Source organism: Bacillus sp. JJ1532, assembly GCF_036965085.1.
In the GTDB taxonomy this organism is placed as follows: Bacteria; Bacillota; Bacilli; order Bacillales; family Cytobacillaceae; genus Cytobacillus.
The window spans coordinates 60893-87602 of sequence record NZ_JBALOW010000016.1; the positions used below are offsets into that span (position 1 = coordinate 60893).

Sequence of the window (26710 nt, forward strand, 5' to 3'; positions counted from 1 at the left end):
ATGATTATTTCATTTTTTCAAATGGCTTGCCCCAGAGATCACTATTTGATTTAATCACTTCTCCAATTGCTTCTTCATCCATATGATTGCTATTGTTACTCTGTTGATTATCATCTAAGGACTCAGTATTTTCGGAACGAGTTTCTGCCTGTCTGCTAGCTTCAACATCGGCTTTATTGATGAGACCGTACACTTCAATTTGATGAATTGGAGGATAGAAATCTTCTGAAATAGCTTCACTTCTTAAAAGTGCTCCTTTTTCATCATAAATCTCTCGAAAAACTTTAATAAATAATCCTTCTTTACCTTGCCTTTCAACCACTTTTTCACTAGGCTTTAACAAGGAATTATACTGTTTTATAATTTTGGGTTTAAAGCTTTGTTCATCATTTGAAATAACCTCATACTTATTTAAAAAGGATTTCCCTTTGAGCGAAAGGATTAACACACTGTCAAAAAACTGCATATTAATTTCGTATGGTATTTCATTCGGATTAACAAAAATAAGATCGATATTTTTTTGTGAATCTACTTTTGCTTCAAAACCTAATGGAATATATTCAGGCTTTTCATTCCCGATATTTCTTTCAATAATTGCAAAGTTAGTCGGCAAAATTAATTGATATATGCCAGAGGCTATGGCATTTAGAGCATCTGCAGACATATTGTTAAACCCTTTTTCTTCTATTAGCTTAAGTAAAGAGAACCTATTATTAGCTGGAATCTCAATAGGCTTTTCTAATATACTGCTAAAATAAACTACATCTGTTTTAACTTGAACTTCATGAATTACAACATCTTCATTAATACTTGAACTTGTAATATAGTCTTCAAGCTTTAATTCAAGTTGTTCAGATTGTAATCGTGTTGCACTTTTTAACAAATCTGTCTGTAATTTCTCAAAATCAATAGATCGGGAATCTATTAAAGGGTAAGAATTCAAGATAGAATCTTCTAACGTGTTCTCTTCAAATTGGACAATTACCGTATTCTGCTGCCCATTTTGTGCTGTTTTAACTGATTCAGTAATATTAAAACGAAACAAAGCATTGTCTAACTGAATCTGATTTTCTTTAAAATGAATATTTATTACCATTTCATTTAACCAAAGGGTTAGCTGCTCATCTACAGCTTTCATCGCCTCTGATTCATTTTTGCCCGAAATGTTAACATTTCCAACCACTGTATTCTCATCAAAGTTGTCAGCATTATTGATAATCGAATTGAAAGCGGAAGCACCGTAATGCGAGAAGGCAAAGATAAAAAATGTAGAAAGGAAAAGCACAATAAAAATTTTAATTCCTTGCTTGTTTTTCACCTAGCCAACTCCCCTTCAATTGCTTATCTCTTATTTATGAAATACTAGTTCTTCAATCTCAATTTCTTCATCCAAATCAGTTTTTTCCTCATTATCTTCTTCTATTTGAAGCTCTTTAGTAAACACAATTTCCTCTAATTCTTCCATTACAGGTTGAGGAACATGATCAATTGTTTTAGGCATCTCTTCTGTTTCCTCATACCCTATATCATTTTCTTCGAGTAATTTCTCAATTTCTGACATATAAGCGTTTTCAGAATTATTCTCCTGATGCTTTGTACTGCTCACGTCTCCATTAGTAGTGATCGTTGCTACCCGATTCTCTAGAAATGAAACATCCTCATCTAAGTCTAGAGGATCTACCGGAGTTTCAGTATCAAATATTTTTTGTGCAACTATTTGAATTTCCTCAGAAGCCTCGTCTTCCTCATAGAGAGAATTTTCCTGCTCCATTAAGTCATCCTCTTCTTGAGGAATTTCGCTAGCTGCAGCTACTTCATTTAGCACAGTGGGTAAAGCTTCTTTTTCTATGACTATATTTGGTTTCTCATCTTCTCTATGTAAAGTTTCTTTTTCTATGGATATGATTTTCTTCTCTATCGGCTTAGAATCTACTTTCGTTTGAGTAACATTCACTATTCTTTTCTCTATCAAAAGGGTAATTAAAAAACAAAGCAGAAAAATAATCAATATCGTTTGATATATTGGTAATTGCATATTAGCCATTAGTCCTACATTTGCTAGTAAGAATGCAACACCAATAAGAACAAGTTTCCACTTCTTAGGAAACCCAATCGGCAGCAAAAGCAATACGGGCGTAAGAATTAACAACGAAACTATCAAAAATATAGCAGTTATCATTCCTCTACACCCCCAAAAAAATTATAATCCCAATTTATCACAAAAACTGCAGGCAAAATGTTACATTTTTTCAAAAACTACTAAAAAAGACCTAAATAGAACTTTTCATGGATGATTCATATTGTATAATAAATGAGAGTGTTTGAGAAGATTGTACTTTCTTTGAGTTGGAGGGATAGAAATGAATCAAAAAGGGTTTACTTTACTGGAATTACTGCTATCCATATTAATACTCACCATTATTTTTATCTCATTCATGACATTCTTCTCTCAATCAGCCTTTTTTATAAAGAAAAATGAAGAAAAATTCTCTGCGGCTAATACTGCTCAAATGGTATTAAATATATTGCAAGAAAGAGAAAAAGAGAAAAAGGATAAGAAAGAATTTATTATTTTTCCTGAGAATATTCAAAAGGATATTAATAATGGTAAAACAGGCAGCATTACTAATAAAACGGAAGAGTTTAGAACTATATTAAATCAAGATATTAAATCCAATTTTAAGATAACCATGGAATTTAATAAAAAAAGAGAATTTAATAATTTAATACAAGTAAAGATAATTGTAAGAAATCCAGAGAATAATAAAGATGAAGCTGTAACCTATACANNATACATATATAAGAGGTGCAGAATAGTGAAAATAAATTCTGAAAAAGGGTTAACCTTAATTGAATTACTAGCAACATTGACAATTTCAATTATTATTTTAGGTTCTATATATGGTGTTCTTGTAAGTGTAAATAAGAATTATAAAAACTTATCCGAAAAAAACTTATTACGGCAAGAAGCAAATTTAATAGTAACTACTATAAAAAAAACCTATCTAGCAAACTCCGTTTTTATATTAAAGTCTTACCAGGGATCGGGCTTTATCGGATTAAATGAAAGTGAACCACTTAATTATCTAACAAATCAAAATATCAAAATAACTAGTTTTTTTGCATGTAACGAGGAGATTATAGATGCAAACAGGAACAAATGTGAAATAAAGAATGAGGCTAAAAATATTACAACATTTGAACCACTATACTTAAAAATTACACTTTCTAACGATATTGGACAGACTTATGAAATTAATACTATGATTAATAAGTATTAGGAGTGGGATTATGAAAAATGAGAAAGGCTCATCACTTATTGTAGTACTTCTCATCATTACTTTAATTTCAGTTTTTTCTCTTGTTATTATGAGTTCCACCGTAAATTCACGGATACACATTAATAATACAGAAAAAATAAACGTATCAACTGATATAGCTGAGATGGGAATAACGCACTATGATACCTTATTTACTAATTCTCTACATAATGCCTATAATGTGTCAGAAAACCTAACCAAATTATATGAAGATAGTAAGATTTACGAGACAATTAACAATAAAAAAACTGAGCGAAAACCAACACAGGAAGAAATTATTAAATACTTTAATGACAGATTTTGTGAAAACTTATTGGAAGGGAATCCTATAGTTAAGGAAGTATATTCTGGCAAGTTTTCGGTTGAAAATTATGAGTACAATATTAAAGTTTCTGAAGCACCTAGTGTAGGAGAATGTCAATCTAATAATAGTTTATTAATTGTTTTTACTAGTGAAGTTAAAAGTGATTCTAAAACTACAATTTTAACAGGGGAAATAACTGTTAATAAAGATAGTATCGGTCAGTCTATCGGAGAAAACTCCATACCTAAAAATACGATGGTAGTAACTAACTCTATAAAAGGTAAAAGTTTAACTTATAGTGATTCAGTAATATTTGAAAAGGCTGTAACTTTAATTGGAAACGGGAAAATAGATATAGGAGGAACAGCATTCTTTAAAGATAAATTAGTAATACTTGGATCAAAGGCAATAATTAATATCGATGGAGACGCTTACTTTTTTCAGTTAAATAAGAATAAAAATAAAGAGCTTGAAGATTTTAAAAAGCACAAGTTTTGCATTCGGGGAAATGCTTATATAATCGATGGATCAAACTTTATTCCTTTTGAAATTCCAAACCCATGTTCAAATTCACCTTTAGGAAAATGGAACGTTGATAATAAAACCTTTTCTGTTGAATATTAATGTAGGAATACACACCTAATCTCTACTTTCGTTTTTAATTATTGAATAATATTAAATAAGGCAGGGAACCTATTGTGCGAGGTCCCTGCCTATTTCACATACTCCGCCACTCGATTCCTCCCCGCTCGTTTCGCCCCGACATATAAAGCCCGATCCGCGTGGCGAATGAGTGCTAGGGGTTCGTCTGCGTCTTGAGGGGCAGCGGCGACCCCGATGGAGGCGGTGATATGGACTTGCTGGATTTTTTCGTTTTTACCGATATGGTGTTCGAGGGTAAAAATATAGTCTGCGATTGTTTGTCTTACATGTTCAGCTATTTTGACAGCATTGCTTTTTTCTACATTTGGAAGAAGGATGACGAATTCTTCTCCCCCGTAACGTGCAATTGTACCTCTTTGCCCAATTAGGTCTGTTAAAAGATTGGCAAGCTGGTACAGAATTTCATTCCCGCTTTGATGACCATACATATCGTTTACCGATTTGAAATGGTCAATATCTAGGATAATCAGAGAGATTACTTCTCTTTCCTGATTTTTCAACTTTTCGAATTCGAAGCTAAGAAGATTTTCAAAGTAACGATAATTGTATAGCTTTGTTAAGGCACAGCGTTCACTTTGTGCTTTTGTTTTTTCATAATTTCTTGCATTTTCGAGTGCTATAGCAAAGTGGGAGCATAGTATATCGACAATCATGAGCTGGGATTTTTCATAAGCCCTTTTTGTAGAGGATGCAAGAAAGAGAACTCCAATGACCTCACTATTTCGGATAATCGGCACACTTAAAACACTTTCTACCTTTTCTGGCATATAGCCTTTCACAATACCCTTCCATTCTTTTTGGGAGTTGAAAAGCGCTGCGCTTTTTTGTTCCCAGACGAGACCACTAATCCCTTCATTCTTCCGAAGCGGCTCAATCGCTGAAAATTTTTTTTCTCCCTTTTCAACCTGACGAATTAAATGTAATTCTTCATTATCAATAATATCGAGAATGTAAGCATAATCGACAGGCAGCATTTCTGTCAGCTTCTGAATAAATAAATCCAGGACGGCATCTACATTTAATCTTTCCGCTAGCTGATGGCCGATCTCCGTAGCATTGTGCAATAATTCATTGATTTTTTTACTAGAGTAATAAAGATTCAAAATAATCGAAAGGCTCGCAAATGGAATTCCGACAAAAATAAGTGCAACTAGTCCCAATTCTTTATATAGAATAAAAAGTACAAAACCCATCGGGAAAGTAATAATTGTTGTAACAGTTTCCCAAATAAAATCAATTCCAAATGTCTCCCGTTTCCCATTATAAAGAACCAAATTAATGATCCAAATAAAGAAATGATTGAAAACATAATAGAGAATCGGATAAATAGGGATCAGCAAAAAAGAATGATCCATGTCCGCCAATCTTACACCAGAGCTGCCGCCAAGCACGTAATAAATTGCACCGCTCAGGAAAGAAACGAACATAAACATAAGTGAATTTAAAGGAATCCGAAAAAATTGTTCTTTTGTTAATTTAACTCTTATGAATAAAACTATTATCGTTAACTGAAGTATAATCAATTCAACAAACAAGCCAAATGTTAAAAATACAGCCCAGGCGACCCACTGTATTAAAAAAATAGGTGATCCGTTAATAATCATTGGAGTTGCTGCTACAAAGAACGCAAGAATTAGAAAAACGAAAATGTCAATTCCGTCACCAGCTATATGAGGCGGGTATAACTGATAGATTAGCCATAAGCTTGGTGGGAAAATGAAGAGCCACAGCCCCCAAATTACCTTTTTCTTTATAGCACTTATCACTTACACCCCTCCTCTTTATCGGTTTATAGGAAAATAGTAACAAGAACATCTTATCAAATTTTCAAAAAAATGTCACATATCAATTTTTTAATATTTTTGCTAGAAAAGGCTTCATTTCCGATAAAAAGTATAGAGAGCCTGTTATAGCAAGAATTTCATTATCCTGCAATGAACTAATATTTTTTTCAATGGCTTCTTTCCAATCAGGATTAAAGTCCTTATTCATATTTCCGCTTAATTCAAATAACTCCTTTGCTTTAGCCGCCCGTGGATAGTCAAATTCAACAAAGGTAATTTTGTCAGCAATTGTATCTAGATTCTCAATCATTTTATCTAGCTTTTTATCGGCAAGGGCTGTAAAGATGAGGTTTATTTTTTTATCGCTAAAACGATTTTTCAACTCATTTGTAAATGCAGCGATCCCTTCCTCATTATGAGCTCCATCAATGACAATAGCAGGGTCTTTAGACATGATTTCGAATCTTCCTGGCCAATAAGCCTTTTTTAACCCGCTATAAAGATGCTCGTCCTCGATTAAAAAGGAATAAAGTTTATTTAATACTTCTGCTGCCATAACGGCTAATGCAGCATTTTCTGTCTGATGTTTACCCGCCATTGATATTTCGAGATTTCCCCATACCTTAAACGGCGTTTTTTGCGTAAATACTTCTCCAGTTTGAGTTGAAGTGTGATCTTTAATGGCAATCTCGTTTCCAAGTGAATAGACTGGAGCTTTCATCTCTGCTGCTTTTTCGAGGATTACTTCTAGAGCTTCCTCCTGCTTAACAGCTGTGATCACACTTACACCTGGTTTAATAATTCCTGCTTTTTCAAAAGCAATCTCCGCATGTGTGTCTCCGAGTATGCCGGTATGGTCAAGACCTATATTTGTGATAATGGAAAGTATCGGTAAAATAATGTTGGTAGAATCAAATCTGCCGCCAAGGCCAACTTCAAAAAGCACAATATCTACCGGATTTACTCGTCCAAAATATTGAAAAGCCATAGCAGTAATAATTTCAAATTCGGTTGGACCGCCGAGCTCTGTTTCCTCTAACTCAAGGGAAAGAGGATAGATATCATTAGCCAATCTAATAATTTCTTCATCGCTAACCGGCAGTCCATTGAGCGATATTCTTTCATTAAATTGTTCGAAATACGGTGAAGTGAACGTTCCAACCACATAACCAGCATCCTGGAGTATTGAGCGCAGATACGTAACCGTTGACCCTTTGCCGTTAGTTCCGCCTATATGTACCGATTTCACCCTTCTCTCTGGGTGATCCAGTTTTTCCATCATCCATTCCATTCTTTTGAGCCCTGGCTTCACTCCAAGTCTTAGCCTAGAGTGAATCCAAGAAACAGCCTCTTCATAAGTTGTGAACATGATTACTGCCTCCTAACGCTGAAACACTAAGTATGTCTTTTTTATTAATAATAACTAGTTTTATTACTTTTTGGGTGAGTTTTCAAAAATTTAGATCACTTAATGTGTAAATAGGTTGGTTATTTCTATCAATTTATCTCTAGATTGAAGGGATATCCGCTAGTTGGTACATATTTCCGCCACTTTCGTTCGTATATCCGCCACTTTGGCCTGTATATCCGCCACCTCAGCTCATATATCCGCAACTAATAATAATTCTTAAATAGCACGAGGAAGACGAACCCAAACAATTGGATTCGCCTTCAACCAAATTTATTCCCCTTTTAATTCTTTAATGCGTGCTTCTACGGCTGCTCTCTTTTCGCTGTAGTCCTGCATTTTTGCTTTCTCTTCTTCAATTACCTTTTCCGGAGCTTTTTTGATAAAGCCTTCATTGCTGAGTTTCTTTTGAACTCGCTCCACTTCTTTATCAAACTTCTCCCATTCCTTCTGGAGACGGGCTACTTCTTCCTCAATATTGATTAACCCTTCAAGCGGAAGAATAATTTCTGCACCTGTAACGATAGAAGTCATAGCCTTCTCAGGTGTTTCTACTTCAATCGCAACAGTTAGCTCTTCTGGATTACAGAAGCGTTCAATGTATCCACGGTTATTTTCAAGAGTTTTTAGAACAGTCTCGTCTTTAGCCTTTAAAATCATTTTGATTTTTTTGCTTAGCGGTGTGTTTACTTCTGCACGGCTGTTACGAACAGAACGAATGATTTCTACTAAGAGCTTCATTTCGCCTGCAGCCTGATGATCTGTAAATTCGGCAATTACTTTTGGCCATTCCGCAACTGTAATGGATTCCCCTGCGTGAGGAAGGTTTTGCCAAATTTCTTCTGTGATAAACGGCATGAACGGATGCAATAGACGCATCGTATTATCTAAAACATAAGCTAATATAGAACGAGTTGTTTTCTTAGCTGCTTCGTCTTCACCGTATAGCGGAAGCTTCGCCATTTCAATATACCAGTCACAGAAATCATCCCAAATAAAGTTGTATAGTATGCGGCCAACTTCTCCGAATTCATAACGGTCGGACAATCTTGTCACCGTTTCAATCGTTTCATTTAACCTTGTTAAAATCCATTTATCAGCAACCGATTTTTCTCCCGTTAAATCAATTTCTTCGTATGTTAATCCATCCATATTCATTAAAGCAAAACGGGATGCGTTCCAAATCTTGTTCGCAAAATTCCATGTTGCTTCAACCTTTTCCATACCGAAACGTAAATCATGGCCTGGAGAGCTTCCTGTTGATAAGAAATAACGTAGAGAATCAGCTCCATACTTATCAATTACATCCATTGGGTCTACACCGTTGCCAAGGGATTTACTCATTTTACGTCCTTCCGCATCGCGAACTAAACCATGGATTAATACATCTTTAAATGGTCTTTGATCCGTAAATTCAAGCCCTTGGAATATCATCCGAGATACCCAGAAGAAAATAATATCATAGCCTGTTACGAGACAAGCAGTTGGGTAGTAACGCTTGAAATCCGCTGATTCAGTATCGGGCCAGCCCATTGTAGAGAATGGCCATAATGCTGAGCTAAACCATGTATCTAAGACATCTTTATCCTGTTCCCAGTTTTCAACATCTTCTGGAGCTTCATGTGCTACATACACTTCACCAGTTTCTTTATGATACCAAGCCGGGATCCGATGTCCCCACCAAAGCTGACGGGAAATACACCAGTCACGAATATTTTCCATCCAGCGCAGATAGGTATTTTCAAATCTATCCGGAACGAAATTTACTTTTTCTTCCTTTGATTGTAGGGCTACTGCCTTATCTGCTAATGGCTGCATTTTTACGAACCATTGAGTTGATAAATATGGCTCGACAACAGCACCGCTGCGCTCAGAGTGGCCAACTGAATGCATATGCTCTTCAATTTTGAATAATACCCCTTGCTCCTGCAGATCTTTAACAATTTGCTTACGGCATTCGAAACGGTCCATATCCTTATACTTTCCGGCTTTTTCATTCATTGTGCCGTCTTCATTCATAACAAGAACTCGTTCAAGATTATGGCGATTTCCGATTTCAAAGTCATTAGGGTCATGTGCCGGCGTAATTTTTACTGCGCCTGAACCAAATTCCATATCAACATAATCATCGCTAACAATTGGAATCTCACGTCCAACAATCGGAAGCTTAACTGTTTTCCCAATTAAGTGCTTATAACGATCATCTTCAGGATGAACAGCTACTGCTGTATCACCTAACATCGTTTCAGGACGTGTTGTCGCAATTTCAATATGTCCTGTACCATCAGTAAGTGGGTATCTCATATGGTAAAATGCACCCTGAACATCCTTATGGATAACCTCGATATCTGATAAAGCTGTTTTGGTAGAAGGGTCCCAGTTGATAATATATTCGCCCCGGTAAATTAGCCCTTTATTATATAAGCTGACAAATACTTCACGAACTGCCTTTGATAAGCCTTCATCAAGTGTGAAACGCTCACGTGAATAATCTAAACCAAGACCAAGCTTAGACCATTGCTGGCGGATATGGCTAGCATATTCCTCTTTCCATTTCCAGGTTTCTTCTACAAATTTTTCACGGCCTAAGTCATAACGGCTTTTTCCTTCACTGCGAAGCTTTTCCTCTACTTTTGCCTGAGTAGCAATCCCCGCATGGTCCATCCCTGGCAGCCATAAAACATCATAGCCCTGCATTCGCTTCATTCGTGTCAAAATGTCTTGAAGAGTCGTATCCCATGCGTGACCTAAATGAAGCCTTCCTGTAACGTTTGGAGGCGGAATAACGATCGTATACGGCTCTTTATTCGCATCATCCTTTGCCTCGAAAAATTTTCCCTTTAGCCACCATTCATAGCGTCCCTGTTCAATTGATTGAGGGTCATATTTGGTCGGCATCGTTAATTCCTTAGTTTCCATCTCATTCATCCTTTCAATTACATCAATTATCCTAAAAAAAACAAAAAACCCCATTCGTCATAAAAGGACGAATGGAGTTTGCTTCGCGGTACCACCTTTTTTTCAATCAACAATAGAAAAGCAGTGAGGACCTTACCGAAACGCGCCTGCAATCTAAAATGGATTGACTCTTAACTAGATAACGGATTTCCCGTCCCTCACTACTCGAATTTGCATCCTTTCGCGAAAGAAGCTCAAGGGCGACCTTCCAACGGAACTGCTTAGAAAACCTTTCAGCTAATAGTTTTCCTCTCTAAAAGCAATCAGCCATCGTACTCTTCCCTATCCACGCTGTTCATTTATTATATTCAATATAGTACCTAATAAATAGGATTGACGTCAATCATTATTCCCTTTTTATCAATATATTATACAAATGGACGCCATTGGTGCCTTACAGCATGAGCGATTTTTCAATTGAGCGATTCGGATTGTTCCAAATATAAAGCACGATCATTGGGGATGACACATAATATGAAATGAGAAAAGTTGGAAAGGGGCATGTAAATGAGAAGAAAGTATAATCCTTATACACTGCCGCCGTGGTTAAAAACAATTAGAGGGGCTTGCTCCCAGTTTATTATTCCATTTTGCTGCTTTCAAGGAATACGAGTCATTATTTTTCCAACTACCTTTGACGTACTTTTCCTTGCAGTCTTAATTTTAATTGCTGTTGCACTTCGCCTTGAGCTATTATAGGGCCCAAAATCTATTTAATTTTGGGCTCCTTCTTGTTTTGCTGCTGCTGCTGCCTCTGCCTGCGCTTTTGCCTCCTGTTTTTGTCTCTCGATCTCTTCCATCCTCATCAATACATATTCTGTATTTTTAATCTGCCAGTATTGTCTTTGATAGTGCAGAAGAATCTTTCGTTCATGATGGCTATAAGGATTTTTGTAATATTTCTCGGCTGCACGAATAACCGCACCTGGATGGGCAAAATAGCTTTGAAACAGTAGTAATTCATCCTCTTTTAAAGGGAAGTATTTCAAATACGTATAAATCCACTCAATACATTCCTCTGATCTCTTTGGATAGGTTTTCAACGTTCGTGACAAATAGGGCAGCAGGTCATGTAGGGGGGAACCTTGCTTAGCACGTTCAAAGTTTGTGAAATAACCATAGCCTTTGTCATCATATAAAAAATGGTCTGCTGAGATTTTCCCATGAACGGTTACAATTCGGGCCTTATCATGATCCTTCGTTTTTTCATGCCACTCTTTAAGCTTTTTAATAGAAAAATCTAAAGCCTGTTGCATTTCGTTATAGGAAAGAACAAACATTAATTCAAAGGGGGACAAATAGTCTCTTTGTTCACAAGCTTCCATAAATCCTTCCAAAAACTCCTGTTCCTTTTCCCTTTCTAACAGTGTTTTTTCAAAATGTTCGGTTCTGTCTTCTTTACTAATCTTTAATTCAGATGCTGATAAAGTATGAAGTCTTGCAAGTTCACGAAAGAGCTGATGGTTGCGTTCATGGCTTAATTCTTTTGCTTCATTCATCATCCAGGGCATGAGGTAGTAAAGTTCATTTTCATGTAATACAGCATACCTTCCATCTAATGTTGGAAAGACAGGCACGATTCGATTATAGCCCTTTTGATATAGATTTTGGATGTGCTTGACAAAATCTCCCCCATCTCTAGGATCAATTTTTTTTAAGGCAAACACACCTTTATTTGAATAGATTTTTTGAATCCTACCCATTTCTTCGACAAAATGCGGTTCAATTGCATAATGTTTTAATATCGGATATACGTTCTGTAATCGATTCTTCTCTTTCATAAGAATCACCTGCCTTTATAAAAAAGCGTATACGCCAAAGTGCTTGAGCTAGACAAATAGAAAAACTGAGCAGGTGAATAGTTACCTGCCCAGCCTATTATTTAGAAATTATTTGTGGGCAACAGCAACTGGGATATAAAGGACCTGCCCCTCATATATATCCTGACTAATTTCCAAATGATTCACACTGAGTAACCGTTGAACAGGAATTTCATATCTTTCGGCAATGATATCGATCGTATCACCTAACTGAACGATACACACCTTTAGCCTAGCAACATCGTCCTCTGACTTCCGAGCAAAAAATTCAGTTAAAGACATGCTTTTCTTTTTCGTTGGCTTTTTCTTCTTTTTATCTGCTACTTCTTTTTCGGCAGCAGCTTTTTTGGCTAAATGATCAGAAGATTCGTCACTGCTGGATTCCTGATCAATTTCTATTTCGACTACCTGAAGAGTACTTTCTTCCAAATTCGGCATTGAATAGATTTCTTCAGCGGAAGGAGGTTTTTGTTCACCTCTTTGTGCCGAAAATGAGACCTCCGGCAGTATTTCAATCTTTTCCTCAACAGCCTCTAACTGAACTTTCTCATTCCTTACTGCCACTTCAGGCTGTTTTTTCGCTTCAGCCTCAAATGGAACAAAGATCGTTTTGTCTTCCTTTTCTGTGAAAGGCTCTCTATCCTCAACTGTTTCATCCTCTATATCCCAGTTTAATTCAGGCGTTGCTACTTCTATATGATAAGCAGGCTCCTTATCCTCAACGTCTGTTCTTTGGGGAGCATGCTGCTGTTCCCCGTACAAACCTGAGATCGTCAAATTCGCTGTTAACTTCATACAGCTTCTTTCAGGAAAAACATAATCAAAAGATTCGACTAATACATCAATATTATGAACACTTTCAATTCTATTTCTTGGTATCGTTATGTCTACTGGGAAGAAGTGAGTGAATTCACATACTCCTTCATCTCTTTCTTCTACTACTTGAATAAATTTCGGAGCTGTAAAGGTATCCTCATATTCTATTTCTGCTGTCTCGTACCGTTTATATTCACCTGATAACTCGAGTGCTCCTTGAATCGTTACATATTGATCATTTTCTTGAATAAGAATATCGGGATCAAGTGAAATTGAAATTAATTCAGATACTTCCTGTCCTTTTTGAAACCATACAGATTCCTCTAAAGAAAATCGTAAAGACGATGGGTTTCCTTGAGACAAAGCGACTCCTCCTTTCATACCCTTCACGTTTAATCACTATGTCATTTACACTTTATGAGAATGATAATTTTTTTATGATTGAAAATAACACAGCTCGGCAAAAAATTTACAAAAAAAAACACCCATCTATAAAGATGAGTGTAGTAAGTAAAATTATCGCAGATTAACGGGCAGTAAGCTCATTATTAATATTAGTACTTATATTAAGTGTTAACGGAGCAACTGCCCGTAAAAGCCCGATTATTGGAATACAGACTAAGAACGCCACGTCCTGTGGCAACGTCTGTGTGACCCACATCCTGTGGGCCGCAACTAACAATCAGTGGGATAATACCCCCACTGATTGAAGTTTCACTTTATCCTTTGAGCTTTGAAAATGCAATTTCTGCTGCTTGGAGTGTTTTTTCGATATCTTCATCACTATGTTCAGTGGATAAGAAGAGACCTTCAAATTGGGAAGGAGGAAGGAATACTCCTTGATTAGCCATTTCCCGATAATAGGATGCAAAATAATCCAGGTTCGAGGATTTGGCTTTATCGTAGTTAATGACATCTTCATTTGTAAAGAAGAAACCAATCATCGAGCCTGCACGATTGAAAGTATGAGGGATTTCATATTTTTCTGCTGCAGCTTTTATACCAGCTTCTAATAAATCCCCTTTACGCTGGAATTCTTTATATGAATCTGGAGTAAGCTGACTCAATGTTTCATAGCCAGCCGTCATGGCTAATGGATTTCCAGACAAGGTTCCTGCCTGATAAATAGGACCGCTTGGTGCAATTTGCTCCATAATTTCAGCCTTTCCGCCATATGCGCCAACAGGAAGTCCCCCGCCGATTACTTTGCCTAGACAAGTGATATCTGGAGTAACATTGTAATAGCCTTGAGCACAATTGTAATCAACACGGAAGCCTGTCATAACCTCGTCAAAGATTAAAAGTGCGCCATATTGAGATGTAATTTCTCTTAAACCCTCTAGGAAGCCAGGAAGAGGCGGAACAACTCCCATGTTTCCAGCTACAGGCTCGGCGATAATACAGGCAATATCTTCTCCAAATTGTTCAAAAGCGTATTTAACACTTTCTAAATCGTTATAAGGAACAGTAATCGTATTTTTAGCCACACCTTCTGGTACACCTGGGCTATCTGGAAGTCCAAGTGTAGCGACTCCAGATCCTGCTTTAATAAGCAAGGAATCGCCATGTCCGTGATAGCAGCCTTCAAATTTCAAAATTTTGTTTCGGCCCGTATAGCCTCGTGCGAGCCTTAAAGCACTCATTGTTGCTTCTGTACCAGAGGAGACCATACGTACGACTTCAATAGAAGGTACTCTCTCCTGAACAAGCTTGGCCAGATCATTTTCTTGAACGGTTGGTGCACCGAAGCTAGTTCCCATTTCAGCTACCTTCTTTATTGCCTCAACAACACGATCACTCGAATGCCCTAGAATTAAAGGCCCCCATGATAAAACATAGTCAATATATTCATTGCCATCGATATCATAAATTTTGGATCCCTTTCCTCTTTCCATAAAAATCGGATCCATTTTAACTGATTTGAAGGCACGCACAGGTGAGTTAACCCCACCAGGCATCAATCTGCTTGCTTCTTTAAAAGCTTGAATAGATTTTTCGTAAGAGCGCATTTAATCCCTCTTCTCGTTTTAATGTTTTTCTAAAGACGGTTTAAGTATAATTTTTAAGGCTGAAGGGTGTTTTAAAGTCCCTTTAATTACCTTCTGAACTATTTTTCAATGCAGAATGGCGTTATAAAGCCTCTTTAACTACCTTCAGATCTGTTTTCTGGCACTGAAGGGGGTTATAAAGCCCCTTTAACTACCATCTGAACTGTTTTCCTGCACTAAATGGCGTTTTAAAGCCCTCTTAACGCCCTTCTGACCTGTTTTCCTGCACTAAATGGCGTTTTAAAGCCCTCTTAACGCCCTTCTGACCTTTTTCCTGCACTGAAGGGCTTTATTAAGCCAGCTCATCAGGTTTTACAACTACTGGTTCCGCAGCCATCTAGCCGCGTCTTTAGCGTGATACGTAATAATTAAATCACAGCCGGCACGCTTCATTCCAACTAGCATTTCCATGACAATTCGCTCTTCATCAATCCAGCCATTTTGTGAGGCTGCTTTCACCATGGAATATTCCCCGCTCACATTATAAATAACGAGTGGAAGATTAATATTATTTTTCACATCTCGGACGATATCGAGATACGGCATTCCAGGCTTCACAATGATGAAATCAGCGCCTTCCATTAAATCAGATTCTGCTTCACGTAAAGCTTCCATACGGTTTGCCGGATCCATTTGGTAAGCTTTACGATCGCCAAACTGAGGTGTACTGTCAGCTGCATCACGGAACGGACCATAGAAGGCTGAAGCATATTTAACGGCATAAGACATAATAGGTATATTTTCAAAGCCAGCTTCATCCAAGCCTGCACGAATTGCAGCGACAAATCCATCCATCATATTAGATGGAGCAATTATATCGGCACCTGCTTTTGCCTGACTGACAGCCGTTTGTACTAATAGGTCAAGTGAAGGATCATTTAATACTTGTCCATTCTCAATCACACCGCAATGCCCATGGCTTGTGTACTCACAAAGACAAGTATCGGCAATAACAATGACATCCGGGAACTTATCCTTAATAAATCTAGTGGCTTCTTGAACAATCCCATGATCATGATACGCTTGGTTGCCGCATTCATCTTTTTCAATGGGAATCCCGAAAAGGAGGACGGATTTAATTCCTAATGATACAACCTCATTCATTTCTTCTTCAAGATGATCTAATGATAAATTATAAATTCCAGGCATAGAGGAAATTTCTCTTTTAATATCCTGTCCTTCAGCAACAAAAATCGGATAAATTAAATCATCAGTACTTAAATGGTTTTCACGGACTAAAGCTCTCATGTTTGGACTTTGGCGAAGTCTTCTATGTCTCGTAAATTGGATATCCATTAGGCTCACTCCTATTTTTGAAAAATTACTTTTTCATATTTAAATATTCAATAATACTTTCTAGCATATGATCAGTTGTATAGATTGCCGGCTCACAGTGGACATTTAGTCCGTATGATATAATTCTATCCTTTGTAATCGGGCCAATACAGCTAATTATACTATTTTCTAGCCGATGAAAAAGCTGGCTTTCCTTCATCACTCTCATAAAATGATCAACAGTTGAGGGACTTGTAAAGGCAAGGATATCTATTATTCCTTCCGAAAATGCCTCTACTATTTTCACTCTGCTTTCATCAGGAAAGAAAGTGTCATACATGATAATCTCGTCAACATTTGCGCCCTTTTCCGTTAAGGCCGTATAAATAATATTTCTAGCAAGTTTCCCTTTAGGGATTAAAATGTTCATCCCCGCCTTCACAAGCGGCAAGAAATCCTTAACAAACCCTTCCGCAACATACTCCCTTGGGATAAAATCCACCTTTATTCCCGCGTGCAGCAGGTAGGCTTCTGTTTTTTTTCCAATGGCTGCGATTTTGGGCAACTTCATTTTTTCAGGAGAGTCGATAAAAGAAAGAAAGGTCTCAACCGTGACATTGCTCGTAAAAACAATCCAATCATACGTATGTAACTGATGAAGAATCTTCATAATCTCATCAGAAATATCTACAGGCTTAAAGGCGATAAGAGGGATTTCAACAGGAATTCCTCCATAACCTTTAACTAAACTTGAAAAGGTTTTCGCCTGCTCCTTCCCTCTAGGAACGAGAACCGACATTCCCTTAAGAGGAAGGGCTATGCCCTCGCCTCCACCGGTCATTCGCGATCCAGCTCCTCTTTCACCTGATCGATTAAATCTTTAGCTCCCTGATTAATTAAGAGATTAGCCGCTTCAACTCCGACCTCCTCAGGGTCTAAGCCTTTCACTTGTTCTGAGTAGATCACTTTTCCATCAGGAGAGCCGACTAGGCAGGTTAGCACAATTTCTTCTCCATTAAGCTCTGCAAAGCCAGCGATTGGCACCTGGCAGCCTCCCTCCATTTTGTGAAGGAATGCTCTCTCTGCTCGAACGGTTGCATCTGTTTTCTTGCATGTAAATTTATCTAATAAACCGCGAAGTTCTTCATCATCACTGCGGCATTCGATAGAAAGTGCCCCTTGCCCAATAGCAGGCAAACAAATATCTGGGTCTAACAATTCTGTCACGACATCACTTGCCCAACCTAGTCTCTTTAAACCCGCGGCAGCGAGAATAATCGCATCGTATTCATCTGTTTCTAGCTTGGCAAGTCTCGTATCAATATTTCCTCTAATCCATTTAATTTCTAAATCCGGACGGCGCGCAAGCAGCTGTGCCCCTCTGCGTAAACTGCTCGTTCCAATTACAGCCCCTGGTTTAAGATCTGATAAACGAACATGGTCTTTTGAAATAAGCGCATCCCGATGATCTTCTCTTTCAGGAATACTGCCAATTATTAACCCTTCAGGCAGAACTGCCGGCATATCCTTCATACTGTGGACAGCCATATCAATTTCTTTATCCAGCATAGCCTGCTCGATTTCTTTCACAAACAAGCCCTTACCGCCGACCTTTGAAAGCGTCACATCTAAAATGCGATCGCCTTTTGTAACAATTTCCTTCACTTCGAAATCAAAGGATGGATCAATCGCCTTCAATTGATCGATTACCCAATTTGTTTGTGTTAATGCAAGTTTACTTCTGCGAGAACCTACGATAATTTTTCTCATGACAGCCTCCTAATTTACGAATACCAGAAATGGAAAGATGATAATGAACCGAATAGAAAGAAGTTAATTAAAACAATTAGAAAGGATGCAATATTCCATAATGCTAATTGCTTCCCGGCAAGCCCTTTGCCTACTTTTAAATAAAGATAAATACTGTATGCAGCGATAACTACAAAAGAACCGACCACTTTAGAATCGTACCAAATCATATCTGGCACCTTAATATAGGCCCACTGAATACCCAGGATTAAGCTTATCATCAACATGGGAACTCCAATTACATTTAATACATATGAGGTTTTGTCCAGCTTCGATAAATCTGCAACCCTTAATAGCCTTGGGCCCCATTTCTTTCTTTTCAACAGATCATACTGAATTAAATATAATACGGAAAATACAAAAGACAAGGAAAATGCCCCATATGACAAAATCGCAACAGTAATGTGTATAAATAGCAATTCAGAAATGAGCTTTTGAGCCATCACATTTGATTCATACTGAATAGGGGCAAATGTGTGAATGGCCATAATGATAAATCCAATTACATTTGTAAAAAAGACAATAAAGTCTACCCTAAGAAAACGGTTTAATGCTAATGACAAAGTAATGAGCACCCAGGCATAAAAATATAATCCTTCAAAAATCGTCAGTACGGGAAATCTGCCTGTTTTCATCATATACAAAAAGAGAAAGACCGTTTGCAAAAGCCAAACAAATGCAAGTAACCAGAAGGCAATTCGGTTTGCCTTCCGGTTATGATGTAAGAAATCAATAAAGTATAATAAGACACTCAAGGCATACAGAACGACAGTAGCTTCATGCAGCCGTGTCATATAAATATCGATCATACTCAAGTACTCCTACGATTGAAAGGAAGCCTGTGACATATGAGCGATAGAGTTTTGTGGTTCGGCTGTTTGTGTCATTTTCCGCTCAGAAACAAGTTCTTCTATATTGAAAATTTTCATAAATAAATCTAATGCCTTTTCAGCATCCTTACCTCCGGCCATTTCCTTCGCCTGTAAAATAGGATCCTTTAACAGCTGATTAATAATACTCTTTGTATGTTTATTCAGTACCTTTTTATCACGATCACTTAAATTCGGCATCTTTCTTTCAATACTTTCCATTGTTTCAGCCTGAATCGCTAATGCCTTTTCCCTTAATGCAGAGATAACGGGAACGACACCAAGCAAATTCAGCCATTGTTTAAATTCAATAATTTCCTGCTCAATCATGAGCTGAATGGTTTCTGCTGCCTTCTTACGTTCCTGCAGATTTGCTTCAACAATTCCTTCAAGGTCATCTATATCATATAAGAAGACAGTATCTAATTCAGCGAGGGCAGGGTCCAAATCACGTGGCACAGCGATGTCTACCATGAATAATGGTTTTCCTTTTCGCAATTTTTCAACAGCTGTCATCATTTCCTTCGTGACAACGAATCCCTTTGCTCCAGTAGAACTAATAAGAATGTCCGCTTCAATTAAAGAGCATTGGAGCTCTTGAAGAGTTTTCGCCTTGCCAGCATAACGGACTGCTAAATCCTGCGCTTTTTCAAATGTACGATTGATGACGGTTACCTTGCTTGCACCGTTTGCATGCAGATTTTGGATAGCAAGCTCGCCCATTTTACCGGCTCCCAAAATAAGCACATGCTTATTCTCTAAAGAACCAAATATCTTTTTTGCCAACTCTACAGCAGCATAGCTAACTGAAACGGCATTAGCTCCGATTTCTGTTTCAGAATGAGCCCGTTTAGCTAACGTAACAGCTTGTTTAAATAATTGATTAAATACAGTTCCAATCGTATGATCATCCTGTGCCTGCAGAAAGCTTGTCCGAACCTGTCCTAAAATTTGGGTCTCTCCAAGAATCATGGAATTCAGCCCACAGGAGACATTGAATAAATGCTCGATAGCCCCTTCCTGCTCATAAATAAACAAATAAGGAGAAAATTCTTCTTTCTCTATCTTAAACCACTCTGATAAAAATTCTTTAATATAGTAACGGCCTGTATGAATCTGATCAACAACCGCATAGATTTCAGTCCGATTACAAGTAGACACAATCACATTCTCAAGGATGCTTTTTTTATCCTTTAACGTTTTCATAGCATCTGGTAATTGAGAAGGATTAAACGTCAATCTTTCCCGAATTTCAACAGGGGCCGTTTTATAATTTAGACCAACAACTATTATATGCATTTAAATTGACACCCCCAAATTAATTGCACAATACTATTCTAATTGTAGCACTTATTTCCTTCATATTTATGCGAAAATGTGAACAGATCTTGAACTCATATGGTAAAATATTCATTGAATTTGATTATTCACAAATTATGTTTATATGTTTTTTCGACATAATACTCCCTTATGTACAGTATCAAAAATTGCATATAGATTCAAGTGAACCTTATTGGAAGGGTGTAAATATGAAAAATCAAAGAATTTTTCCTGGAATTATCCTAATTGGCTTTGGAGCATACTTCTTTCTTCAACAATCAAATATCACTCTGTTTCAGCCTTTTTTTACATGGCCTAGCCTTTTAATCATTATTGGGATCGCATTTTTATTTCAAGGCTATGGAGCGAAGGATTATCATTCCATCTTACCAGGTGTCATCCTGACGGGGTTCGGCTTGCATTTCCATGTCGTGAATCGTCTTGAAATTTGGCCGGATCATATCGGAACATTCATTTTAATTATTGCTTTAGGCTTTTTACTTCAGCACCAAAAAACAAGAACCGGTTTATTTCAAGGAATTTTATTTTTAGTTCTTGCTTCCTTGCTCCTATTTTACGACCGGATTATTCTATGGTTTGGTTTATTGGAAAACGGAGTTTCAACCGCCTGGAAGTTTTGGCCAGCCATCTTTATTCTTGCGGGTATTTACTTTCTGTTTTTTAAAAAGAAATAGAGGACAAGGTTATTATTCCCTGTCCTCCGTGTTTATAATACCGAATCTAAGAAGTGTTTTGTACGGGTTTCCTTTGGATGAGAGAATAATTCCTTCGGATGTCCAACTTCGACAATACGGCCTTCATGCATATAGACGACCCAATCAGCAACCTCTCTGGCAAAGCCCATTTCGTGTGTAACGACAACCATTGTCATTCCCTCTTCAGCCAGCTCCTTCATTGTGGCAAGTACCTCGCCAACAAGCTCGGGATCTAAGGCAGAGGTAGGCTCATCAAATAGCATGATTTCAGGTTTCATAGCTAATGCCCTTGCTATGGCAACCCGCTGTTTTTGTCCGCCAGACAGCTTGGATGGGTACACATTTTCCTTATCTGAAAGACCTACTTTTTTCAATAATGCTTTTCCTTCGGCTGTAGCTTGCTCTTTAGATAGCTTTTTTACATAAATGGGAGCCTCAATAACGTTTTCGAGTACCGTTTTATGTGGGAATAAATTAAAATGCTGAAATACCATCCCAACTCGTGATCGAACCTTATTGAGATCATGTGTTTCTTTTTCAATTTGTTCGCCGTTAATTACGATTAACCCACTATCCTTAAATTCCAAAAAATTGATGCATCGAAGTAGTGTGCTTTTCCCTGAGCCGCTTGCGCCTATTAAACAAACCACTTCACTTTGCTTAACCGTCATATTAATATCTTTTAATACGTGCAAATCTCCAAATGATTTATTTAGCATGTCAACTTTTATCATGACTGTACCGCTCATATTATAACTCCTTTCTTAATCGCTGCTAGCCATTCTTTTTTCGATTAACCTGACAATAATGGAGAAGAATAGGACTAATACTAAATAGTAAACAGCTACAATGAGCAAATAGCTCATATAGTCATATTTAATTGAGCCTTGAGTAGTAGCTACATTAAACAGCTCGTACATTCCAATAAAAGATGCAAGTGAGGAATCCTTTAAGGCAATAATAAATTGATTTCCTAGGGGCGGAAGTGCCCTGCGAATGGCTTGTGGAAGAATAATCCTCCTCATCGCTAAAGAAACTGTCATACCAAGAGAACGTCCTGCCTCCATTTGTCCATGATCGACTGACTGGATCGCCCCTCGGAAAATTTCAGCAATATAAGCACCGTTATGAAAGGCTAGTCCAAGAACAACAGCCCAGAAGTCTGGCATATTGATTGAGGTTAAACCAAAGTAAAAAATAAAGATTTGCACAACGAGCGGCGTTCCCCGTACGAGAAAAATATAAGCATCCGCCACTAATTCTAATACCTTCACCTTTGAAATCTTTAAAAAGGCAAAAAAGAGGCCGATAAATATAGCGATAAAAATGGAAATAATCGTGAGTTGGAAGGTAAGTACCATTCCTTTTAAGAAAATCGGGTATGTGGCCATGAATTTTGTGTATAAATCCATAGGCTTTCCTCCTTTACTTTTATTAATAAATAGAGGATGACTAAGTCATCCTCTATTTGCTTATTCCTTCTCAGGGTCTTTCGTAATATCTTCACCGATGTACTTTTTACTGATTTCCGTCAATGTTCCGTTCTCATGTAATTTTTCCAGCGCTTCATTAATTTTTTTCAGAAGCTCCTCGTTTTCTTTCGCAACAGCTATTGCTTGTTCACTTTTTCCTAGCAATTCTTTTCCAACAATATTCATTCCAGCACCAATTGCCTCTTTGCCCGTAATAAAATCAGTGATGACTGCATCATGCTTCCCTTTACTTAATGCTTCAAGCGCCACGACATCGCTATCGTAAAATTTAATATTATCTGTTACAGGCTGTGCGACATCTGCATAAGTAGTACCTTTAGCTACAGCAATTTCTAATCCTTTTAAATCATCAATTGTTTCAACTGTACTATCAGGACGGACATAGATTTGCGGTCCAGAATAGTAGTATGGAATCGAGAAATTTACGGCTTCTAACCGCTCTTCCGTGATTGTATGACTAGCAACCGCTGCATCAAATCGGCCAGATTTAACCCCTTCAACGATGCCTCCGAACTTAAACTTTTTCTGTACAGGCTCTAACCCAAGTTCTTTTGCTACTGCTTCTCCTACCTCAATGTCAAAACCGCTCATCGTTCCATCCGCATTCGTCACACTAAAGGGATTAAATTCACCTGATGATGCATAAATAAACTTTCCTTTCTCGACAAGCTTAAAGCCCTCATTCGCTGCTTCCTTTGACCCACAGGCAGCAAGAACAATAATAGAAATGAATAAAAGTAATCCCTTTCCAAAATGCTTCACTATTAGAAAGTCCCCTTTCTTCTTCTCTCAAATTTTTTCTAATTACCTAAACATATGATAAGAGTTCTTTTAAGATTCATATTTTCTGCTAAATGTTTTCGTGATTGCTTCTAGCAGACTAAAAAATTAATACTTTTATACCGGCAATTTCTCTATTACTATAATAAAGATTGATATATTTCATTCTTATAGCAAAACAAAAAAAATCCCGGTGCATTTCTGCATCGGGATTGAAGCTTATATATAGCTTAGAAGCACAGACCACGCTTCATCCTTCCCTTGTCCCGTTTCGGACGAAAAGAGGATTAAAGGATCATTCGGATCGAGGTCCAGTGTTTCTTTCGTTATTTTTATATGCTTTTGCCATTTCGATTTCGGAACTTTATCGGCCTTTGTAGCGATAATGACACATGGGATTTCGTAATGCTTTAGGAAATTATACATCATGATATCATCCTGACTTGGGGGATGACGCAAATCAACTATTTGCACGACAGCTTTTAGCTGCTCTCTTGATGTTAAATAAGTTTCAATCATTTTGCCCCAGGCTTCACGTTCTTTTTTAGAAACTTTAGCGTAGCCATAACCAGGTACATCGACAAAATGTAACATCTCATTAATCAGGAAAAAATTTAATGTTTGTGTTTTCCCAGGCTTTGATGAGGTTCTAGCCAACGCTTTTCGATTTAACATTTTGTTAATAAACGAAGATTTCCCAACATTGGACCTGCCTGCTAAAGCAAACTCGGGTAAAGCCTCATCCGGATATTGGTCAGGCTTTACCGCACTAATAACGATATCTGCTGAATTTACCTTCATGCTTCTGCACCCCCAGTCAATGCATGCATTAGCACTTCATCTACATGGGAGACTAGAACAAATTCCAACTCGTCTCGGACACTCTCAGGTATATCATCAATATCCTTTTCATTGTCCTTTGGAAGAATAATTTTCGTTAGACCCGCTCGATGAGCACTAAGTGTTTTTTCTTTAACGCCGCCAATTGGCAGGACACGCCCACGCAATGTAATCTCCCCAGTCATGCCTATTTCTTTGCGGATTCGCTTACCAGAAAGTGCAGACACTAATGCAGTTGTAATCGTAATACCTGCAGATGGACCATCCTTAGGGACGGCTCCCTCTGGAACGTGAATGTGAATATCATACTTTTCATGGAAGTCCTTTTCAATCCCTAACTCACTTGCTTTGGAACGAACATAGCTAAATGCCGCTTGAGCCGACTCCTTCATGACATCCCCAAGCTTACCTGTGAGGACAAGCTTACCTTTACCTGGAGAAAGAGACACTTCAATTTGCAGTGTATCCCCGCCAACCGTTGTATAAGCAAGTCCTGTTGCCACACCCACTTGATCCTCAAGCTCAGCTTGCCCATAGCGAAAAATCGGCTTTCCTAGGAAGTCTTCCACATTTTTTTCGGAAATAATAACCTTTTTCTTTTCACCTGAGACAATAATCTTCGCTGTTTTCCGGCATATCGTAGCCAGCTGTCTTTCAAGTCCGCGTACACCGGCTTCTCTTGTGTAATAGCGAACGACCTTCTGAATCCCGTCCTCGCGAATTTGAAGCTGAGATTTTGTAAGACCATGCTCTTTTATTTGTTTCGGTAAAAGGTGATCTTTGGCAATATGATTTTTCTCTAGCTCTGTATAGCCAGCAATTGTAATAATCTCCATCCGGTCTCTAAGCGGCCCAGGTATAGTCGCTAAATTATTCGCTGTTGCGATAAACATGACTTTAGAAAGATCGTATGTTTCCTCAATGTAATGATCACTAAAATTATTATTTTGTTCAGGGTCTAAAACTTCAAGCATAGCTGAAGACGGATCTCCCCGGAAGTCACTTGACATCTTATCAATTTCATCAAGTAAAAATACTGGATTAATCGTTCCAGCTTTCTTCATTCCCTGTATAATACGGCCTGGCATAGCACCTACATACGTTCTTCGATGGCCCCGAATTTCAGATTCATCGCGAACACCGCCAAGTGAAATACGGACAAAATTTCGGTTGAGTGATGTAGCAATGGAACGTGCTAGGCTTGTTTTCCCTACTCCAGGGGGTCCTGCTAGACAAAGTATTGGTCCTTTTAATGAATTCGTCAGCTTTTGAACAGCTAAGTATTCCAGCACACGTTCTTTCACCTTTTCAAGACCGTAATGGTCATTATTTAAGATGCGTTCTGCTTTATGAATATCTAAATCATCTTCTGTTGCCTTGCTCCATGGCAATGAAATTAGCCATTCAATATAATTTCGAATAACGCCGCTTTCCGCAGAACTTGATGGGATTTTTTCATAACGATCAAGTTCCTTGAATGCGGTTGCTTGAACATGTTCTGGCATGCCGGCTTTTTCAATTTTTTCAGTAAGGTCGGCAACCTCGCCTGTCTTTCCTTCTTTATCTCCAAGCTCTTTCTGGATTGCCTTCATTTGTTCGCGCAAATAATATTCCTTCTGTGTGCGTTCCATTGATTTCTTTACGCGCTGCCCAATTTTCTTTTCTAAATTTAATACTTCTTTTTCATTATGAATGATTTCAATAACTTGATTCATCCGGTCTTTGACATCAAAGGTTTCTAATATGTCCTGCTTTTCCTTTAGCTTTAAAGGTAAATGGGATGCGATGATATCTGCCATGCGCCCAGGCTCTTCAATATCCGAAACAGCAGAATACGTTTCTGCTGATACTTTTTTCGATACCTTTATGTATTGTTCAAAGTAATCCAGCATGGTCCTCATTAGAGCTTGATCTTCTGTATCCTTTGTCGTTCCCTCTTCGAATACTTCTATTTTGACTGCGTAGTGGTTAGGGTCATCCTTAAATTCAATAATTTGCGCCCTTTTTAACCCTTCTACTAAAACCCGGATTGTCCCATTAGGAAGTTTAAGCATTTGCTTGACACGTGTTAATGTTCCAATTTGGTATAAATCCTCTTCAGCCGGTTCATCTATTGATATTTCTTTTTGCGTAGTCAAGAAAATTAAATGGTCATCTACCATCGCTTTTTCAAGGGCTTGCACCGACTTTTCACGGCCAACATCTAAGTGCAGGACCATCGTTGGATAAACAAGCAGACCCCTTAGCGGCAGGAGGGGGACGATAATTTCTTTCTTTTTCGCCATAACCTAGGAAGCACCTCCAAAATACATATCTTCATTAGCCTTATATTGCTAATATTTTCTTTGTACAATTCTAACTTATTTATGTGTAAGTGTCTAATTTGAAAAGCGCTAGCGCTTTTCATAGAAATCTCGGATGGACTTTTCATGACCCAGCTTAGGTCAAAGTGTCCGTCCAACGGAGCTGGATGGACTTTTCATGCGT

Annotated in this window: 22 protein-coding genes and 1 other annotated feature; of the genes, 4 read left to right on the forward strand and 18 right to left on the reverse strand. The window is 37.8% G+C overall.

Going from position 1 to position 26710, the window contains the following annotated elements; translation table 11 throughout:
* Positions 1-4: 4 nt before the first annotated feature.
* Both V7122_RS07300 and V7122_RS07305 read right to left on the reverse strand, forming a co-directional pair.
* Entirely contained in the window at positions 5-1318 is a 1314-nt protein-coding gene (locus V7122_RS07300) for a hypothetical protein (RefSeq protein WP_335486265.1), read from the reverse strand.
* A 30-nt stretch (positions 1319-1348) separates the two neighbouring features.
* Positions 1349-2179, reverse strand: a complete 831-nt coding sequence (locus V7122_RS07305; protein WP_335345773.1) for a hypothetical protein — start codon at positions 2177-2179, stop codon at positions 1349-1351.
* A 181-nt stretch (positions 2180-2360) separates the two neighbouring features.
* Between V7122_RS07305 and V7122_RS07310 the strand changes: the two genes are divergently transcribed.
* Together V7122_RS07310 and V7122_RS07315 are read left to right on the forward strand one after the other, a co-directional pair.
* Positions 2361-3281 carry a PilW family protein gene (locus tag V7122_RS07310; RefSeq protein ID WP_335526156.1) on the forward strand — a complete coding sequence of 307 codons (921 nt, stop codon included), beginning with the start codon at positions 2361-2363 and terminating at the stop codon, positions 3279-3281.
* Between the two features lie 10 nt (positions 3282-3291).
* A complete protein-coding gene (locus tag V7122_RS07315) occupies positions 3292-4248 on the forward strand; it encodes a hypothetical protein (protein ID WP_335483572.1) in 957 nt (318 codons plus the stop codon).
* A gap of 89 nt (positions 4249-4337) precedes the next feature.
* On the opposite strand, the gene V7122_RS07320 is transcribed toward V7122_RS07315, so the two are convergent.
* From V7122_RS07320 to V7122_RS07330, 3 genes are all read right to left on the reverse strand, one after another.
* Positions 4338-6053 (reverse strand): sensor domain-containing diguanylate cyclase, encoded by a 1716-nt coding sequence (locus V7122_RS07320; protein WP_335483574.1) that lies wholly within the window; start codon positions 6051-6053, stop codon positions 4338-4340.
* 79 nt (positions 6054-6132) lie between these two features.
* Entirely contained in the window at positions 6133-7440 is a 1308-nt protein-coding gene (locus V7122_RS07325) for a bifunctional folylpolyglutamate synthase/dihydrofolate synthase (protein ID WP_335483576.1), read from the reverse strand.
* A 312-nt stretch (positions 7441-7752) separates the two neighbouring features.
* On the reverse strand, positions 7753-10398 hold the full coding sequence (locus V7122_RS07330; protein WP_335526157.1) for a valine--tRNA ligase: 2646 nt from the start codon (positions 10396-10398) through the stop codon (positions 7753-7755).
* A 60-nt stretch (positions 10399-10458) separates the two neighbouring features.
* Positions 10459-10735: a binding site (T-box leader), on the reverse strand.
* Between the two features lie 209 nt (positions 10736-10944).
* Between V7122_RS07330 and V7122_RS07335 the strand changes: the two genes are divergently transcribed.
* Positions 10945-11136 carry a hypothetical protein gene (locus V7122_RS07335; RefSeq protein ID WP_335347000.1) on the forward strand — a complete coding sequence of 64 codons (192 nt, stop codon included), beginning with the start codon at positions 10945-10947 and terminating at the stop codon, positions 11134-11136.
* 14 nt (positions 11137-11150) lie between these two features.
* Here the strand turns inward: V7122_RS07335 and ysxE are convergent, their stop codons facing one another.
* From ysxE to hemA, 8 genes are all read right to left on the reverse strand, one after another.
* The gene (gene ysxE, locus V7122_RS07340) at positions 11151-12218 is read right to left on the reverse strand and encodes a spore coat protein YsxE (RefSeq protein ID WP_335347001.1); all 1068 of its coding nucleotides are present in this window, start codon (positions 12216-12218) and stop codon (positions 11151-11153) included.
* A 108-nt stretch (positions 12219-12326) separates the two neighbouring features.
* Entirely contained in the window at positions 12327-13436 is a 1110-nt protein-coding gene (gene spoVID / locus V7122_RS07345; RefSeq protein ID WP_335347002.1) for a stage VI sporulation protein D, read from the reverse strand.
* A 356-nt stretch (positions 13437-13792) separates the two neighbouring features.
* Complete coding sequence (gene hemL, locus V7122_RS07350) at positions 13793-15082, reverse strand: glutamate-1-semialdehyde 2,1-aminomutase (RefSeq protein ID WP_335526159.1); 1290 nt, start codon at positions 15080-15082, stop codon at positions 13793-13795.
* Positions 15083-15439: 357 nt separating this feature from the next.
* The gene (gene hemB / locus V7122_RS07355; protein ID WP_335347004.1) at positions 15440-16417 is read right to left on the reverse strand and encodes a porphobilinogen synthase; all 978 of its coding nucleotides are present in this window, start codon (positions 16415-16417) and stop codon (positions 15440-15442) included.
* 25 nt (positions 16418-16442) lie between these two features.
* Positions 16443-17237, reverse strand: a complete 795-nt coding sequence (locus V7122_RS07360) for a uroporphyrinogen-III synthase (RefSeq protein ID WP_335483580.1) — start codon at positions 17235-17237, stop codon at positions 16443-16445.
* A complete protein-coding gene (gene hemC / locus V7122_RS07365; protein ID WP_335526161.1) occupies positions 17234-18166 on the reverse strand; it encodes a hydroxymethylbilane synthase in 933 nt (310 codons plus the stop codon). The genes V7122_RS07360 and hemC overlap by 4 nt, the downstream gene beginning before the upstream one ends.
* 14 nt (positions 18167-18180) lie before the next feature.
* On the reverse strand, positions 18181-19014 hold the full coding sequence (locus V7122_RS07370; RefSeq protein ID WP_335344293.1) for a cytochrome c biogenesis protein: 834 nt from the start codon (positions 19012-19014) through the stop codon (positions 18181-18183).
* A gap of 12 nt (positions 19015-19026) precedes the next feature.
* Positions 19027-20373, reverse strand: a complete 1347-nt coding sequence (gene hemA, locus V7122_RS07375) for a glutamyl-tRNA reductase (RefSeq protein WP_335526163.1) — start codon at positions 20371-20373, stop codon at positions 19027-19029.
* 230 nt (positions 20374-20603) lie between these two features.
* Between hemA and V7122_RS07380 the strand changes: the two genes are divergently transcribed.
* Positions 20604-21089, forward strand: a complete 486-nt coding sequence (locus V7122_RS07380) for a LiaI-LiaF-like domain-containing protein (RefSeq protein ID WP_335483586.1) — start codon at positions 20604-20606, stop codon at positions 21087-21089.
* A 32-nt stretch (positions 21090-21121) separates the two neighbouring features.
* Here the strand turns inward: V7122_RS07380 and V7122_RS07385 are convergent, their stop codons facing one another.
* From V7122_RS07385 to lon, 5 genes are all read right to left on the reverse strand, one after another.
* The gene (locus V7122_RS07385; RefSeq protein ID WP_335483588.1) at positions 21122-21859 is read right to left on the reverse strand and encodes an amino acid ABC transporter ATP-binding protein; all 738 of its coding nucleotides are present in this window, start codon (positions 21857-21859) and stop codon (positions 21122-21124) included.
* A gap of 15 nt (positions 21860-21874) precedes the next feature.
* Positions 21875-22522: an amino acid ABC transporter permease gene (locus tag V7122_RS07390; RefSeq protein WP_335526165.1), complete on the reverse strand. Its 648-nt coding sequence runs from the start codon at positions 22520-22522 to the stop codon at positions 21875-21877.
* A 60-nt stretch (positions 22523-22582) separates the two neighbouring features.
* On the reverse strand, positions 22583-23365 hold the full coding sequence (locus V7122_RS07395) for a transporter substrate-binding domain-containing protein (protein ID WP_335483592.1): 783 nt from the start codon (positions 23363-23365) through the stop codon (positions 22583-22585).
* A gap of 237 nt (positions 23366-23602) precedes the next feature.
* The gene (gene yihA / locus V7122_RS07400; protein WP_335483594.1) at positions 23603-24184 is read right to left on the reverse strand and encodes a ribosome biogenesis GTP-binding protein YihA/YsxC; all 582 of its coding nucleotides are present in this window, start codon (positions 24182-24184) and stop codon (positions 23603-23605) included.
* Entirely contained in the window at positions 24181-26508 is a 2328-nt protein-coding gene (gene lon, locus V7122_RS07405) for an endopeptidase La (protein WP_335526167.1), read from the reverse strand. The genes yihA and lon overlap by 4 nt, the downstream gene beginning before the upstream one ends.
* Positions 26509-26710 lie beyond the last annotated feature (202 nt).

Excerpts from the sequence above, each read along its gene's own strand:
- ysxE (WP_335347001.1), bottom strand. The coding sequence starts at position 12,218 with ATGAAAGAGAAGAATCGATTACAGAACGTATATCCGATATTAAAACAT.
- hemC (WP_335526161.1), bottom strand. The coding sequence starts at position 18,166 with ATGAGAAAAATTATCGTAGGTTCTCGCAGAAGTAAACTTGCATTAACA.
- V7122_RS07325 (WP_335483576.1), bottom strand. The coding sequence starts at position 7,440 with ATGTTCACAACTTATGAAGAGGCTGTTTCTTGGATTCACTCTAGGCTA.
- hemA (WP_335526163.1), bottom strand. The coding sequence starts at position 20,373 with ATGCATATAATAGTTGTTGGTCTAAATTATAAAACGGCCCCTGTTGAA.
- V7122_RS07390 (WP_335526165.1), bottom strand. The coding sequence starts at position 22,522 with ATGGATTTATACACAAAATTCATGGCCACATACCCGATTTTCTTAAAA.
- hemB (WP_335347004.1), bottom strand. The coding sequence starts at position 16,417 with ATGGATATCCAATTTACGAGACATAGAAGACTTCGCCAAAGTCCAAAC.
- V7122_RS07335 (WP_335347000.1), top strand. The coding sequence starts at position 10,945 with ATGAGAAGAAAGTATAATCCTTATACACTGCCGCCGTGGTTAAAAACA.
- yihA (WP_335483594.1), bottom strand. The coding sequence starts at position 24,184 with ATGAAGGTAAATTCAGCAGATATCGTTATTAGTGCGGTAAAGCCTGAC.
- V7122_RS07360 (WP_335483580.1), bottom strand. The coding sequence starts at position 17,237 with ATGACCGGTGGAGGCGAGGGCATAGCCCTTCCTCTTAAGGGAATGTCG.
- V7122_RS07370 (WP_335344293.1), bottom strand. The coding sequence starts at position 19,014 with ATGATCGATATTTATATGACACGGCTGCATGAAGCTACTGTCGTTCTG.
- V7122_RS07315 (WP_335483572.1), top strand. The coding sequence starts at position 3,292 with ATGAAAAATGAGAAAGGCTCATCACTTATTGTAGTACTTCTCATCATT.
- V7122_RS07330 (WP_335526157.1), bottom strand. The coding sequence starts at position 10,398 with ATGGAAACTAAGGAATTAACGATGCCGACCAAATATGACCCTCAATCA.
- hemL (WP_335526159.1), bottom strand. The coding sequence starts at position 15,082 with ATGCGCTCTTACGAAAAATCTATTCAAGCTTTTAAAGAAGCAAGCAGA.
- V7122_RS07380 (WP_335483586.1), top strand. The coding sequence starts at position 20,604 with ATGAAAAATCAAAGAATTTTTCCTGGAATTATCCTAATTGGCTTTGGA.
- V7122_RS07305 (WP_335345773.1), bottom strand. The coding sequence starts at position 2,179 with ATGATAACTGCTATATTTTTGATAGTTTCGTTGTTAATTCTTACGCCC.
- V7122_RS07385 (WP_335483588.1), bottom strand. The coding sequence starts at position 21,859 with ATGAGCGGTACAGTCATGATAAAAGTTGACATGCTAAATAAATCATTT.
- lon (WP_335526167.1), bottom strand. The coding sequence starts at position 26,508 with ATGGCGAAAAAGAAAGAAATTATCGTCCCCCTCCTGCCGCTAAGGGGT.